The organism is Bradyrhizobium lupini (genome assembly GCF_040939785.1).
GTDB lineage: Bacteria > Pseudomonadota > Alphaproteobacteria > Rhizobiales > Xanthobacteraceae > Bradyrhizobium > Bradyrhizobium canariense_D.
This window is the reverse complement of the sequence record NZ_CP162553.1, coordinates 4,949,897-4,963,791: the sequence shown is the minus strand read 5'-3', so window position 1 is coordinate 4,963,791 and position 13,895 is coordinate 4,949,897. Positions and strand designations below refer to the sequence as shown.

Annotated in this window: 12 protein-coding genes and 1 pseudogene; 6 read left to right on the top strand and 7 right to left on the bottom strand. The window is 65.9% G+C overall.

What is annotated here, in order from left to right; translation table 11 throughout:
- Positions 1-44: 44 nt before the first annotated feature.
- Positions 45-1,010 (bottom strand): VOC family protein, encoded by a 966-nt coding sequence (locus AB3L03_RS23560; RefSeq protein WP_368507107.1) that lies wholly within the window; start codon positions 1,008-1,010, stop codon positions 45-47.
- A 201-nt stretch (positions 1,011-1,211) separates the two neighbouring features.
- On the opposite strand from AB3L03_RS23560, the gene AB3L03_RS23555 reads away from it, so the two are divergent.
- Both AB3L03_RS23555 and AB3L03_RS23550 read left to right on the top strand, forming a co-directional pair.
- The gene (locus tag AB3L03_RS23555; RefSeq protein ID WP_018453657.1) at positions 1,212-2,078 is read left to right on the top strand and encodes a S1C family serine protease; all 867 of its coding nucleotides are present in this window, start codon (positions 1,212-1,214) and stop codon (positions 2,076-2,078) included.
- Complete coding sequence (locus AB3L03_RS23550; RefSeq protein ID WP_368507106.1) at positions 2,075-2,446, top strand: response regulator transcription factor; 372 nt, start codon at positions 2,075-2,077, stop codon at positions 2,444-2,446. The genes AB3L03_RS23555 and AB3L03_RS23550 overlap by 4 nt, the downstream gene beginning before the upstream one ends.
- Here AB3L03_RS23550 and AB3L03_RS23545 read toward each other — a convergent pair.
- From AB3L03_RS23545 to AB3L03_RS23530, 4 genes are all read right to left on the bottom strand, one after another.
- Entirely contained in the window at positions 2,443-3,516 is a 1,074-nt protein-coding gene (locus tag AB3L03_RS23545; RefSeq protein ID WP_018453655.1) for a HAMP domain-containing sensor histidine kinase, read from the bottom strand. The genes AB3L03_RS23550 and AB3L03_RS23545 overlap by 4 nt on opposite strands.
- Complete coding sequence (locus AB3L03_RS23540; RefSeq protein ID WP_018453654.1) at positions 3,503-4,195, bottom strand: response regulator transcription factor; 693 nt, start codon at positions 4,193-4,195, stop codon at positions 3,503-3,505. Before AB3L03_RS23540 ends, AB3L03_RS23545 begins: the two co-directional genes overlap by 14 nt.
- 97 nt (positions 4,196-4,292) lie before the next feature.
- Positions 4,293-4,760 carry a hypothetical protein gene (locus tag AB3L03_RS23535; RefSeq protein ID WP_368507105.1) on the bottom strand — a complete coding sequence of 156 codons (468 nt, stop codon included), beginning with the start codon at positions 4,758-4,760 and terminating at the stop codon, positions 4,293-4,295.
- Between the two features lie 191 nt (positions 4,761-4,951).
- Entirely contained in the window at positions 4,952-7,288 is a 2,337-nt protein-coding gene (locus AB3L03_RS23530) for a Tex family protein (protein ID WP_368507104.1), read from the bottom strand.
- Positions 7,289-7,587: 299 nt separating this feature from the next.
- Between AB3L03_RS23530 and AB3L03_RS23525 the strand changes: the two are divergent.
- Both AB3L03_RS23525 and AB3L03_RS23520 read left to right on the top strand, forming a co-directional pair.
- Positions 7,588-8,699: pseudogene (locus AB3L03_RS23525) on the top strand (ring-opening amidohydrolase).
- 124 nt (positions 8,700-8,823) lie between these two features.
- Entirely contained in the window at positions 8,824-10,293 is a 1,470-nt protein-coding gene (locus AB3L03_RS23520; protein ID WP_368507103.1) for an amidase, read from the top strand.
- Positions 10,294-10,331: 38 nt separating this feature from the next.
- Here the strand turns inward: AB3L03_RS23520 and AB3L03_RS23515 are convergent, their stop codons facing one another.
- Positions 10,332-10,652, bottom strand: a complete 321-nt coding sequence (locus AB3L03_RS23515) for a hypothetical protein (protein WP_204512303.1) — start codon at positions 10,650-10,652, stop codon at positions 10,332-10,334.
- A gap of 148 nt (positions 10,653-10,800) precedes the next feature.
- Here AB3L03_RS23515 and AB3L03_RS23510 point away from each other — a divergent pair, with 148 nt between their 5' ends.
- Together AB3L03_RS23510 and AB3L03_RS23505 are read left to right on the top strand one after the other, a co-directional pair.
- Complete coding sequence (locus tag AB3L03_RS23510) at positions 10,801-11,709, top strand: PaaI family thioesterase (protein WP_204512304.1); 909 nt, start codon at positions 10,801-10,803, stop codon at positions 11,707-11,709.
- 69 nt (positions 11,710-11,778) lie between these two features.
- Positions 11,779-12,144 carry a hypothetical protein gene (locus AB3L03_RS23505; protein ID WP_166517536.1) on the top strand — a complete coding sequence of 122 codons (366 nt, stop codon included), beginning with the start codon at positions 11,779-11,781 and terminating at the stop codon, positions 12,142-12,144.
- Here the strand turns inward: AB3L03_RS23505 and poxB are convergent.
- Entirely contained in the window at positions 12,141-13,877 is a 1,737-nt protein-coding gene (gene poxB, locus AB3L03_RS23500; protein ID WP_204512305.1) for a ubiquinone-dependent pyruvate dehydrogenase, read from the bottom strand. The two genes, AB3L03_RS23505 and poxB, sit on opposite strands and share 4 nt — an antisense overlap.
- Positions 13,878-13,895: the final 18 nt, after the last annotated feature.

Genomic DNA, 13,895 nt, shown 5'->3' with positions numbered 1-13,895 from the left:
AACTGGCTAGCGCCTGACGGTCTTACCAACGCTCGTGCCGGCGATCAAATCCTGATCAGCCGCACCCGCGTGCCCCAGGGATCGATCGCCTCAACGCCGTCCGCTAGCGCCGTGACTTTCGCGCCGCCCTTGCGCAGGCGCTCTTCCTGCGCGGCGAGCAGATCCTGCTTAGCTGTCACCAGCGAGAACCAGGCGAGCCCCGTTGCCTGATCGTCGCGTTGGCCGGCGCCCTGGCTCTGCCAGACGTTCATGCCGAGGTGATGATGGTAGCGTCCCGACGACAGGAACGCGGCGCCGTTGCGGCTGCGGGTCGGGTCGAGTCCGATCGTGCCGTGGTAGAAATTCTGCGCCTGCGCGAGGTCGCCGACGCGCAGATGCATGTGGCCGATGCGCATTCCGTCCGGTGCCTTGGCATAATCAGGCACGCGCGTATTGGTCAGCGACAGCAGGTCGGGAATGTCGAGCTCGTCGGCCGCCATCTTCACGCTGCCTTCGCTCCACTGCCATTGCGAGGGATCGCGGTCGGCATAGACCTCGATGCCGTTGCCTTCGGGATCGTCGAGATAGACGGATTCGCTGACGAGATGATCGGCAAAGCCCGACAGCGGCACGCGATGCGAAGCGGCTGCTACCAGCCAGCGGGCCAAGTCCTTGCGGGTCGGCATCAGGAAGGCGGTGTGATAGAGGCCGGCGGCGTTGCGCGGCTCGATCTCGGCATCAGGACGGGCCTCCAGCACCAGCAGCGCGATGCCGGCCGTGCCGAGCTTGGCGGCGCTCGTCGAGCGTTCCATCACGGTGAGCCCGATCACGTCGCGGTAGTAGTTCGCAACCTTGTCGAGATTCTTCACCCGGAGCGTCACCATGCCGACGCGCATCGGCGTGCGGCTGGCATAGGTCGGACCGCCGCCCTGCGGTGTGCCCTCGGCGCGCGCCGCGCCCGCAGCCGCCATTGCGAGCGAGCTGGCGCCGGCGAGTTGAAGCAGGGTGCGGCGGGTAAGGTCGATGGTCATCAATCAGGGCTCGCAAAAAGGCGTGAGGCCGTACGGCACAAGGTCGAGCCGATTGCTACACGTTCCCGTGAGCGGCTCCAATCACATGTTCGTCGGCCGTGCTCTTACGGACCAGCTTCCCTGCTTATTTCCTGGCCATGCGGCCAGTTACGCGATCGCCCGCGACATCCCAGATTGAGGACAGCTTTACAGGAGCCTGCCATGACCGACTCAACTCCCCTGACTTCGCTGTCGTCCGCGCTCGCGGATATGGTGTCCCGCACCGCGCCGTCCGTCGTCGCCGTCCATTCGCATCGTTCCCGCGCCACCGGCTTCGTCTGGAAACCCGGCCTGATCGTCACGGCCGACGAGGCGCTGGCCGACGAGGGCGACGTCGAGATCGGCCTCCCCGACGGCAGCACCGCGGCCGCCACGATCGCCGGCCGCGACCATACGACGGATATCGCACTGCTGCGCGCCGATACGGCGATTGCCCCGGTCAAGCTGGCCACAATTGTGCCGCCCCTTGGCGCGTTGTCGGTCGTCGTCGCCACCAACCGCGATACGCCGAGCGCCGCGCTCGCGATGGTGTCGCAGTCCGGCAAGAGCTGGCGCTCCCTGCGCGGCGGCGACATCGACGCGCGGATCGAGCTCGACGTCCGCTTGCGCTCCAGCCAGCAGGGCGGCCTCGCGCTCGACGCATCGGGCGAAGCCTTCGGCATGGCCGTGCTCGGCCCGAGGCGTGTGCTAGTGATCCCGACAGCGACGATCGAGCGGGTCGCGGCCCAGTTAGAGGCGCGCGGCCGCATCGCACGCGGATATCTCGGCCTCGGGCTGCAGCCGGTCCGGCTCGACGACGGCGTCGGCGCGATGGTGATGAATGTCGACAAGGCCGGCCCTTCGGCGGCGGCCGGCATCCGCCAGGGCGACGTCATCGTCGCGGTCAACGACCAGAAGCTGTCCGGCGTGCGCGCGCTGTCGCGGACGCTGGGTCCGGCGAGCGTGGGCGCGGTGGTCGATATCGCGGCGCGCCGCGGCGGCGAGCCGGTCAGCTTCAAGGTCACGATCGGCGAGAGGCCGGCGGCGTGAGCGAGGACATCGCGCCCGAGATCGTGTTGGCTTTGGAGATCGACGATCCCGCCCTCGCCGATCGCCTGGCTGCTCTGCTCGGCAATATCGCCGGGCTTCGCCTCGCCGAACCCGGCGAGAAGGCCGCCGCGACGATTGTCGCTCGCGATCCGCGCATCATGCCTGAGGACATTGCGCTGACGCAGCGTGAGCTCGACGTGCTGGCGTTGATGGCGGAAGGCGGCTCCAACAAGATGATCGCGCGTCAGCTCGGCATTTCCGTCCACACGGTGAAATTCCATGTCGGCTCGCTGCTCGACAAGCTCGACGCTACCGGCCGCACCGATGCGGTGGCACATGCGGCCCGCCGCGGCGTGATCGAGCTCTAGGTCGGGTGCGGCGGGAAGCTGAGCTGGACCGTCAGGCCCGGCGCGTTGTCGTGCAGGGCAATCTCGGCACCATGGAGGCGAGCGACCGCGGCGACCAGGCTTAAGCCAAGGCCGTTACCCGGGGTGTAGCGGCTCTGCTCGAGCCGGTAGAAGCGTTTGAACACGTGATCGCGCTGATCCGCCGGAATGCCCGGGCCGTCGTCGGCGATCGCGATCGTCGCACCGCCGTCGGTGCTGCTGCAGGTGACGGTCACCTGCCCGCCTTTGCAGCCGTGCTTGATCGCGTTGTCGACGAGATTGGCGATAGCGTCGAACAGCAGGTCGCGATCGCCAATAATCGCCACCTCGCGATCGCCGCCGAGGCTGAGCCGCGTCGCAACCTGTTCGGCGGCGGCATCGTAGAGCTCGACGACCTCGCCGGCGATTTCGGCGAGATTGAGGGTGCGAAACGCACTACGGCGGGCGCGGGTCTCGATCTCCGAGATGCGCGTGATGGAGGCGAACATGCCGAGCACGGCGTCGAGATCGGCGATGGTGTCACCGATCAGCGCCGCGTCGGCCTCGCCATTGCGCGAGGCGTGATAAGCCTTTTCCAGCCGACCCCGCATGCGCGTCAGCGGCGTACGCAAATCATGGGCGACGTTGTCGCTGACCTGCTTGACCTCTCCCATCAAAGTCTCGATGCGGTCGAGCATCTGGTTGAGGTTTTCGGCGACCCGGTCCCATTCGTCGTGACTGCCGCGCAAGGGAATGCGCTGGTCGAGGCCCGACATCATGATGGCGCGGCTGGTGGCGTTGATCTCCTCGATCCGCCCGACCGTGCGGCGCGTCACCAGCACCGCGGCGAGCCCGGCGAGCACCAGCATCAGCACGGCGACAGCGGCCATTGCGAGCTCGATCATCGCGGTGAAGCCGCTGTGGTCGCCGGCATCGCCGACACGGCTCTGCACATAGGCGATCGTGCCGAAATAGACATAGGCCATGATCGCCGCGACGATCAGCCCGAACGCCGCGATCGCGATCAGCGCAAGGCGGAAGGTCGAGGAGCGGAGCGTTTTAGCCAGGAGCACGGAGACAATATCCGATGCCGCGGATGGTGTGGATCAGCGGATAGGCCTGGGCATCATCGACCTTGCGACGGACGCGTCCGACATAGACGTCGATGATGTTGGTGGAGGGATCGAAATGCAGATCCCAGACATGCTGGAGCAGCATCGCACGCGAGACGACGCGGCCCTCGTTGCGGACCAGATATTCGAGCAATTGGAATTCCCGCGGCAACAGCGGAATCTTCCGGCCGCGGCGGCTCGCGCTGCGTGCGATCAGGTCGATGGCGAGATCGCCGACCCGCAGGATCGTCTCCTTGGCGACGGTGTCGCTGCGCCGGCCGAGTGCCTCCAGCCGCGCCAGCAATTCGGTGAAGGAGAACGGCTTGACGAGATAATCGTCGCCGCCGGCCCGCAAGCCGCGCACGCGGTCGTCGACCTCGCCAAGTGCGGAAATGATCAGGAACGGCGCGGCGATGCCGTCGTCGCGCAACTGGCGCATCACGCTGATGCCGTCGATGTCGGGCAGCATGCGGTCGATGGTGATCACGGCATAGTCGCGCGCGGCGCCGTGGCTGAGCGCTTCGCGCCCGGTGGCGGCGAGATCGACGTCGTAGCCGGAAGTCGTCAGCTCCTCGACGAGCTGGCCTGCGGTTTCCGCGTCGTCCTCGACGACCAGAATGCGGCGGTGAGCTCCGGTCATGACAAACTCCGCGCGACGATCGCCACCAGACTATCCCGTTCCGGGGCTGAGCGGAACCGTCCGATGACGATCGCGACAATGGTGCGGTACGGCGATGCTAGTACCAAGAGTCTCCGCACACATTGACCCATTGCCACCCATAGGGCGTCAAGCTCCTGCGCCAGCAGCCGTCATAGTAGCCGGCATAGATGAAAGGTGCTCCGAAGAAGAAGCGATGGTGGTGCCGGAAGAAGGCATGGCGGCCGATGAAGGGCCTGCCGTGCCAGCCGGAGCCAGCGAAGCGCGGCCCGATCGCCGCATGCGCGAAACGTGCACCGCCAAAGCCCGGGCCGCCGAAACGGGCGCCGCCCATGCCGCCGACGCGCATACCACCGAAGCCACCGGTGTGCATGCCGCCGCCGAAGCCTCCCGTGTGCATGCCGCCGCCACCGAAATGCCCACCACCGGCGAATCCGCCATGACCGCCACCGCCACCGCCACCGCCTCTGGCAAGCACCGGTGAAGCGAGCGCCATCACCGCTGCGATCGTCACCGCGGTGAGGCCTTTGAGAATCCTGTTGTCCATCGAAGCATCCTCCGTGCTGCGCGACAATATTCTGCCGCGCGAGGAGGATCAGATGAGAGGAAGGGACAGGCGCCTTCAACTTACAAACGCGCCAGATTCTGACGCGGAAGTTAGGGAGACGCTGCTCTCTCACTCCCCTCGCCCCGTTCTTGCGGGGAGAGGGTGGGGTGAGAGCGGGGAGAGGTTAGAAGCTACGCCCGCTTGCCGCCGTTTTTCTCGGCCGCGCGGCGCAGCGCTTCGGCGAGCGCACCGCCGCCGGAAGACTCCTGCTGGCGCGGGGCCGACGACGTCATGCGGGACGGGTTACGTGAGCTGTTATCCCGCTGCATGCCGGGCGCGTCCTTCTTGGCGCCGACCTCGTCGTCGAGCCGTAGTGTCAACGAGATACGCTTGCGCGCGACCTCGAAGTCTAGCACCTTCACTTTGACGATGTCGCCGGGCTTCACCACTTCACGCGGATCCTTGATGTAGGTCTTGGACATCGCCGAGATGTGCACGAGGCCGTCCTGGTGCACGCCGATATCGACGAAGGCGCCGAACGCCGCGACGTTGGTTACGGTGCCCTCGAGGATCATGCCCTTCTTGAGGTGCTTGATCTCCTCGACGCCGTCCATGAACACAGCTGCCTTGAAGGCCGGACGCGGGTCGCGACCGGGCTTCTCGAGCTCGCGCAGGATGTCGGTGACGGTCGGCAGACCAAACGTCTCGTCCACGAAGTCTTTCGGCTTCAGCGTGCGAACGATGTCGCTGCTGCCGATCAGCGCCTTGATGTCGCTCTTGGTGGCGCTGAGAATCCGGCGCACCACCGGATAGGCTTCCGGATGCACACCGGAGGCGTCGAGCGGGTCCTCGCCGCCGAGGATGCGCAGGAAGCCCGCGCACTGCTCGAACGCCTTGGGGCCGAGCCGCGGCACGTCCTTCAACGCCTTGCGCGACTTGAACGGCCCGTTGGCGTCGCGGTGTGCCACGATGCTCGAGGCGAGGCCGGAGCCGACGCCCGACACGCGCGCGAGCAGCGGAGCGGACGCGGTGTTGACGTCGACGCCGACGGCGTTCACGCAGTCTTCGACCACGGCGTCGAGGGATTTGGCGAGCTTGGCCTGCCCGAGGTCGTGCTGGTACTGGCCGACGCCGATCGCCTTGGGTTCGATCTTGACGAGCTCGGCGAGCGGATCCTGGAGCCGCCGCGCGATTGACACCGCGCCGCGCAGGGTGACGTCGAGGCCCGGCAACTCCTCCGAGGCGAACGCCGAGGCCGAATAAACCGACGCGCCGGCTTCCGACACCACGATCTTGGTCATCTTCAAGTCGGGCAGGCCCTTGACGAGGTCGGCCGCGAGCTTGTCGGTCTCGCGCGAGGCGGTGCCGTTGCCGATCGCGATCAGCTCGACACGATGTTTCAGCGCGAGCTTGCCGAGGATCGCAAGCGCCTCGTTCCACTGCCGCTGCGGCTCGTGCGGATAGATCACGGCGGTATCCACCACCTTGCCGGTCGCGTCGGTGACGGCGACCTTGACCCCGGTGCGGAAGCCGGGATCGAGACCCATGGTGACGCGGGTGCCGGCGGGCGCCGCGAGCAGCAAGTCGCGCAGGTTCGAGGCGAACACGCGCACGGCCTCTGTCTCGGCCGCATTCCACAGCCGCATGCGCAGGTCGATGTTGAGATGCACCTGGATCTTGGTGCGCCAGGCCCAACGCACGGTATCGATCATCCAGCGGTCGCCGGCGCGCTTAAGGTCGGCGATGCCGAACCGCTTCATGATCTTCAGTTCATAGACGCTCGGCACGCCGGGCGGCGATGGTTCGGCCTCGGCCTGGATCTGGAGATCGAGGATTTCTTCTTTCTCGCCGCGGAACATTGCGAGGATTCGGTGCGAGGGCAGCTTGGTCAGCGGCTCGGAGAACTCGAAATAGTCGGCAAACTTTTCGCCCTCGGTTTTCTTGCCGTCGCGCACCTTGGAGGTCATGCGCGCATTAGTCCACACCTCCTCGCGAAGCGCGCCGATCAGGTCGGCGTCTTCGTCGAAGCGCTCGACCAGGATGGCGCGGGCGCCATCGAGTGCCGCAGCGGCATCGGCAACGCCCTTCTCGGCATTGACGAAGGCTTCGGCGACCACCTTCGGATCGTTGGTGGGCTCGGCCATGAGCTGATTGGCGAGCGGCTCGAGGCCGGCTTCCTTGGCGATCTCGGCCTTGGTGCGGCGCTTCGGCTTGAACGGCAGATAGATGTCTTCGAGGCGCGCCTTGCTGTCGGCGGCGAGAATGGAGGCTTCCAGCGCCGCATCGAGCTTGCCCTGCTCGCGGACCGATTCGAGGATGGCCTTGCGGCGGTCCTCGAGCTCGCGCAGGTAACCCAGGCGCTCCTCCAGCGTGCGCAATTGTGCGTCGTCGAGCGCACCGGTCGCTTCCTTGCGGTAGCGCGCGATGAAGGGAACCGTGGCGCCGCCGTCGAGCAGCGCCACGGTCGCCTCGACCTGCTCCGCCCGAACCCCAAGCTCCTGCGCAATTTTCTGGTTGATATTTGCCACGCGAGAACCCCTCTATCCAAGCACGCATCGCGGAGGCGAACCACCGGCTGCGGGACGCCGCTTATGGACCAATCAGGGTTGATTCATCAAGGTGCGGCGGACGACCGTCGACAAGGGATTTTTTTGTCGAAGCGATGCGATCTCGCCACAATCGTGGGTGCTACGCAGACGGCGCACGTCCTGCTGTCGTCCTGGCTTTCGCCAGGACGACGACGGGGATTGCCTCGACACCTTGACAGGCGCCCCGGTTCAGCGGCTGTTTTGTCCGCCGGACTCCTGAACTTCATGTGAGGATTATAATGCGGACGACATCGGTCGGCGTCTTCAAGGTCGCCACCAGAGGCCCCGGCGACGTCTCCGGATTGATGAGCATGATCGGCTCCGGCGCGATCGATCCGGCATCCATCCTGGCGATCCTCGGCAAGACCGAAGGCAATGGCGGCGTCAATGACTTCACCCGGGAATATGCCGTTGCCGCGCTGTGCACGGCGCTGGCGCCGCAGCTCGGGCTGTCGCCGCAGGAGGTCGAGCAACGCATCGCTTTCGTGATGTCGGGCGGCACCGAGGGCGTGCTCAGCCCGCACATCACGGTGTTCACGCGCCAGGACATTCTACAGCGCCCAGCAGGCCTCTCCGGCAAGCGCCTGAGCATCGGCATGGCGCACACGCGGGATTTTCTCCCTGAAGAGCTCGGCCGCTCCGCTCAGATCACGGAGACAGCCAAGGCCGTGAAGGCCGCGATGGCGGATGCCGGGATCGCCGATCCCGCCGACGTCCATTTCGTGCAGATCAAATGCCCGCTGCTCACCAGCGAGCGCGTCGAAGCGGCGAATGCGCGCGGTCACAAGACAGCGACGACCAGCGCCTACAGTTCGATGGCCTATTCGCGCGGCGCTTCCGCACTCGGCGTTGCGGTCGCGCTCGGCGAGATCGCAACCGGCGTTCGTGATGAGGACGTGCTGCGACGCTACGATCTGTTCTCGAACGTCGCCTCGACCTCGTCCGGGATCGAGCTCATGCATAACGTCGTCATCGTGCTCGGCAATTCGATGTCCTCGACGAGCGAATTCGAGATCGGGCATGCCGTGATGAGCGATGCGATCGACGCCGCGGCGGTGCTTGCGGCGCTGGAGAGCGTTGGGCTCCGTGCCGGGCAACAGACGACGACCGGCAGCAAGCTTGTCAACATCTTCGCTAAGGCCGAGGCCTCCCTGATGGCTGCGTGCGCGGCTTCCGCCACACCATGCTCGAAGATACCGATATCAGCTCGACACGCCACGCCCGGGCTGCCGTTGGCGGGTTGATTGCCGGCCTCGCCGGCACTGGTGCGGTCTACGTCTCCGGCGGCGCCGAGCATCAGGGCCCAGCCGGCGGCGGCCCGGTCGCGGTGATCGCAAAGTTCTCCAATTGATGCGCGCGCATGCAATTCGGGATTACCTCTCCATCCGGCGCAACCCTGCCCTTCGCGCCGCTCAGTTGATTAAAGTGTTCCTGTGCGAAACTAAGGTGGCGCCGCACGAAGAGGTTTGGATCGCATGACTTTTCCGATGAGCTGGAACGAATGGGCGCAGCACGACGGCGTAGGGCTGGCCGCGCGCGTCCGCAAGGGCGAGCTCACGGCAAAGGAGTTGGCGCGCCAGGCCGCCGCGGGGGTTGCCAAGGTCAATCCGGCACTGTCGGGCGTGGTCGAGCTGTTCGATGACGTGATCGCCGAGCCGGCTAAGGACGGCGCCAATCTCGCCGGCCCATTCGCAGGCCTTCCCTTCCTGATGAAGGACCTCGGCCCGACCATGAAGGGGCGGCTCCAGGAGATGGGCTCGCTGTTAATGCGCGGCAATCGCGCCAGCGCCGACACGTTCCTGACCGGCAAATTCCGCCAGGCCGGACTGAACCTGATCGGACGCACCACGACACCGGAGTTCGGCGTCTGCAGCTCGGCCGACAATCCGGCCGTCTATGTCACGCGCAATCCCTGGGACACCGACTACACCACCTGCGGCTCGTCGGCCGGGAGCGCCGCAATGGTCGCGGCCGGCGTGGTGCCGATCGCACACGCGACTGACGGCGGCGGCTCGATCCGCATTCCCGCCGGCGTCAACGGCAATATCGGCTTGAAAGTCTCGCGCGGCGTGTTCTCGCTCGCACCGCACATGTCCGATCTCACCGGCCTCGTCTCGATCCAGGGCTGCCAGTCGCGCTCGGTGCGCGACACCGCCGCCTTCGTCGACCATGCAAGGGGAGCGGCGCCCGGCGAATTCATGCCGTTCTGGACCACGGCGCAGCCTTATTCCGAGATGATCAAGCGCGACCCGTCAAAGCTTCGTATCGCGCTGTCGCACAGCTGGGGCGACTACACCGCGACGCCCGAGATCGCGGCCGAGCTGGCGAAGGCCGGCCGCTTCCTCGAAGGCCTCGGCCATCACGTCGACTACGCCCTGCCCGAACTCGACTTCCGCGCCGCGTTCGAGGCGCAGACCACCTGCTACATCTCGAATTTTGCCGTGGTGATCTCCAACATGCTCGCCGCGCGCGGACTGGAACGGCCGCCGGAAGATCTCATCGAACCCATGAATATCCGGATCTGGGAAGCCGGCCGGCATACGAGCTTCGCCGAGCGGGCGAAGATGCAAGGCGTGTTCAACACGACCTCGCGCGCCTTCGGCGCCTTCTTCGAGCAGTGGGACGTGATCTTGACCCCGATCACGGCGCTGCCGACGCCGAAGGTCGGCACCCGGGAATATCTCACCATCTCCGACAACCCCGACGTGCTCGACTGGTTCGGCAATCTTTGGCGCTTCTTCGCCTTCACGCCGCTCGCCAATCTCTGCGGCATGCCGGCGATCTCGATGCCGATGGCCACGCAGGACCACGGCCTGCCGCTGGGCATCCAGGCGATTGCGAAGCAGGCCAATGACGGCCTCCTGCTGCAACTCGCCGCCCAGATCGAGCGCGCGCTCGACGGCAAGTGGAACGACGGCAGGAAGCCGAAGGTGCATGTGAGCTGAGCGAGTTGATCGCATTAACTTGCGATCCGCGAACGGCCTCAGTTCTTCACCGAGGGAATTTCCTCCGGCCGGGGCTGCTGCTGGCCCTGCTGGTACATTGCCAGCGCCTTTTCGAGCGCTTCGCGCAGAGCCAGCGCCGCGGCCACGCTGCAACGCAGATGCGCGGTCTGGACCACATCAACCCTGACGGCGGCGCCGACCGGCATCAGAAGGTTCGCCGCAAGCTCGATTTGAATCGCGCCGTTGTGGTGGCCGAAGCAGGATGCACCGTCGAAATAGATGATCGGCGCCCGCTCCGAGCTCGATGTCGAAATGATGACGGGCCCCTGGCTGGTGACGGGCGTTTCGGGATCGGCCATGGGCACTCCTTACGGCTGGTCGAACGAACGAGGCGCCCACCATCGTTGCTTCGGCCCGCCCTGTCGAGGCCAAACCGCCCCCGGCACCCACCGTGGGACGCGCATTCGGGGTTTTGCGCCGCGCCCGCCACTGGTCTAGAACGTCCTCATGTCCAGCTCACCGACCACACTTTCGTTCGAGGACCTCGCCGAGGCGATCAAGGGTCGCCGCTCCGATTACGGCCAGATCAGCGGGCTCCAGCTCGACCGCTTCGCACCGCGCGAAGCCTGGTCCAGCCTGCCCTACCGGCCGGTCTTTGTCGGTGACACCGAGACCGGCGTCCTGCATGGCGGGGTCGTCACCGCGATGCTGGACGAGAGTTGCGGCATGGCGGTGCAACTCGCGCTGGACGGCACAAGCGCGATCGCGACGCTCGATCTGCGCATCGACTATCAGAAGCCGGCAACGCCGGGCCTCGACATCAAGGCGCATTCGGTCTGCTACCGCACCACGCGTTCGATTGCCTTCGTGCGCTCCACCGCCTATCAGGAGTCCGAGGACGATCCGGTCGCGACCGCGACCGCCTGTTTCATGATCGGCGCCAACCGCACCAACATGCTCGCGGATCGCAGGATGGATTCGCCCGGCATCCCGAGGCTGGAGGCGCCGGACGATCCGGAAGGCCCGTTCGCCAACAGCCCGTTCGCACGCTGCCTCGGCATTCGCGTCAACGACGACGGCACACTGACGATGCCGTTCTCGCCAAAGATCATCGGCAATCCGATTCTGCCTGCGATCCATGGCGGCATGACCGGCGCCTTCCTCGAAACCACCGCGATCTTCGGAGTGGCCCGTGAACTCGGCGCCACCGCACTGCCCAAGCCGATCGGACTGACCGTCAACTATCTGCGCTCCGGCCGCGCGCTCGACACGTTCGCCAACGTCTCGATCGTGAAACAGGGCCGGCGCATCGTCGCCTTCGAGGCACGGGCCTGGCAGGACGATGCGAACAAGCCGATCGCCACAGCCTTCGGCCATTTCATGCTGCGGCCGACGCCCGGAAACGACGAGGAATAGGCGCATTTTCCCTTGACGGCCAAGGTCTGGGCCACAACGATAGCGCGTCCCCTCACGAGAGGTATTGGCTTGCGGCATCCGCTCGACATCATCGCCATGTTCGCCGCGCTCTGGCTGCTGGCAGCGATGGTGCTCGACGCGCTGACGCCGAAGGAGCTGACGACGGTGATGATCGGCATCGCCATCGGACCCGCCGTCGTCATCACCGCCGTGTTCTACTATCTGCGCTGCCCGCGCACCGATTTCGCGGTGATGTTCGCCGCGCTTTGGCTGATCTCCGACATCGGCATCGCGTTCATCTCGCCAACGCAGCTGCCCCACTTTCTGATCGCGCTCGGCTTCGTGCCGGCGCTGCTGATCGGGATCGTGCTGCACTGGCAACGCTTCCAGCGCCGCCATGAGCGGCTGCCCGTGCCATCGGTCAAGCGCGGCTAGCGCGGCAGCAAATTGGTCTTGGCGAGATCGACGACCTCGTCGCCGCGGCCGTTCATCACGGCGCGCAAGACCCAGAGGCTGAAGCCCTTGATCTGTTCGGGCGTGATGGTCGGCGGCATCGACAGCTCCTGCTTGGCGGTGACCACATCGAGCAGCGCCGGTCCGTGGTGGGCCAGCATCTCCTTCATCGCACCTGGAAGCTCGCCGGGATCCTCGACCCGCCTTGCGAAGATACCCATCGCGCGCGCCATCGCCGCGAAGTCCGGATTCTCCAGATCGACATTGGTGTCGACGAAACCGGCCGCCTTCATCTCCAGTGCGACGAAGCCGAGCACGCCGTTGTTGAAGATGACCACCTTCACCGGCAGCTTCATCTGCGTCAGCGTGATCAGATCGCCCATCAGCATGGTGAAGCCCCCGTCGCCGGAGAGCGAGATCACCTGCCGGCCGGGCTGCGCGGCCTGCGCGCCGATCGCCTGCGGCATGGCGTTGGCCATCGAGCCGTGCACGAACGAGCCGATCAGCCGGCGGCGTCCGTTCATCTCGAGATAGCGCGCGGCCCACACCGTCGGCGTGCCGACATCGGCGGTGAACACCGCATCATCGCTCGCATGGTCGCTGATGACCTTTGCCAGGTATTGCGGATGGATTGGTTTGCTGCCCGGCGTGCCCTTGGCGAGCGAGTCGAGGCCTTCGCGCGCCTTCTTGTAATGCGCGATCGCATCGTCGAGGTGCTTGCGCTGCGTCTTGGATTTCAGAAGCGGCAGCAGCGCCTCGAGGGTGAGCTTGACGTCGCCGACCAGGCCGAGGTCGATCTTGCAGCGGCGCCCGAGATTTTCCGGACGGATGTCGATCTGCGCGATCTTGGCATCGGTCGGGAAGAACTGCTTGTAGGGAAAATCGGTCCCGAGCATCACCAGCGCGTCGCAGGCGTGCATGGCGGCATAGCCGGAGGAGAAGCCGATGAAGCCGGTCATGCCGACATCGTAGGGATTGTCGTATTCGACATGCTCCTTTCCGCCCAGCGCATGCACGATCGGGCTCTTCAAGGCTTCCGCAAGCTGCATCAGCGGCGCATGCGCGCCGGCGCAGCCGCGACCGCAGAACAGGGTGATGCGTTCGGCGCCGTTCAGGAGATCCGCAAGCGCCTTCAACTCATCCGCCTGCGGCACAACCTTCGGCGCCGACAGCGCAAGGCCACGCGCCGTCGACAGCGCGCGCTTGGGTGGGCTGCGGAAGGCGACGTCGCCCGGCATGGCGACAACGGCGACGCCGCGCATGCCGACCGCCGCGCGGATCGCGTTTTCCAGCACGTAGGGAAGCTGACTCGGATCGGAGACCAGCTCGCAATAATGGCTGCACTCGCGGAACAGGTTTTGCGGATGCGTCTCCTGGAAATAGCCGCTGCCGATCTCGGCGGTCGGAATTTGCGCGGCGATCGCAAGCACGGGAACGCGGCTGCGATGGGCGTCGAACAGGCCGTTGATCAGATGCAGATTGCCGGGACCACACGAGCCCGCGCACACCGCAAGGCTGCCGGTCATTTCCGCTTCCCCGGCGGCGGCGAAGGCCGCGACCTCCTCGTGCCGGACATGGATCCATTCGATCGTGCCGCGCCGCCGCAGCGCTTCGGTCAGCGCATTCAGACTGTCGCCGACGATGCCGTAGATGCGCTTGACGCCAGCCTGTTCGAGCGTTGCCACGAACAGATCGGCCACGTTGTTGATTGCCATGTCGGTCTCCTGATCTCG

Bases quoted from the DNA above. Each gene is read 5' to 3' on its own strand.
- AB3L03_RS23560 (WP_368507107.1), bottom strand. From the start codon at position 1,010: ATGACCATCGACCTTACCCGCCGCACCCTGCTTCAACTCGCCGGCGCC.
- AB3L03_RS23540 (WP_018453654.1), bottom strand. From the start codon at position 4,195: ATGACCGGAGCTCACCGCCGCATTCTGGTCGTCGAGGACGACGCGGAA.
- AB3L03_RS23520 (WP_368507103.1), top strand. From the start codon at position 8,824: ATGACTTTTCCGATGAGCTGGAACGAATGGGCGCAGCACGACGGCGTA.
- poxB (WP_204512305.1), bottom strand. From the start codon at position 13,877: ATGGCAATCAACAACGTGGCCGATCTGTTCGTGGCAACGCTCGAACAG.
- AB3L03_RS23510 (WP_204512304.1), top strand. From the start codon at position 10,801: ATGTCCAGCTCACCGACCACACTTTCGTTCGAGGACCTCGCCGAGGCG.
- AB3L03_RS23555 (WP_018453657.1), top strand. From the start codon at position 1,212: ATGACCGACTCAACTCCCCTGACTTCGCTGTCGTCCGCGCTCGCGGAT.
- AB3L03_RS23535 (WP_368507105.1), bottom strand. From the start codon at position 4,760: ATGGACAACAGGATTCTCAAAGGCCTCACCGCGGTGACGATCGCAGCG.
- AB3L03_RS23515 (WP_204512303.1), bottom strand. From the start codon at position 10,652: ATGGCCGATCCCGAAACGCCCGTCACCAGCCAGGGGCCCGTCATCATT.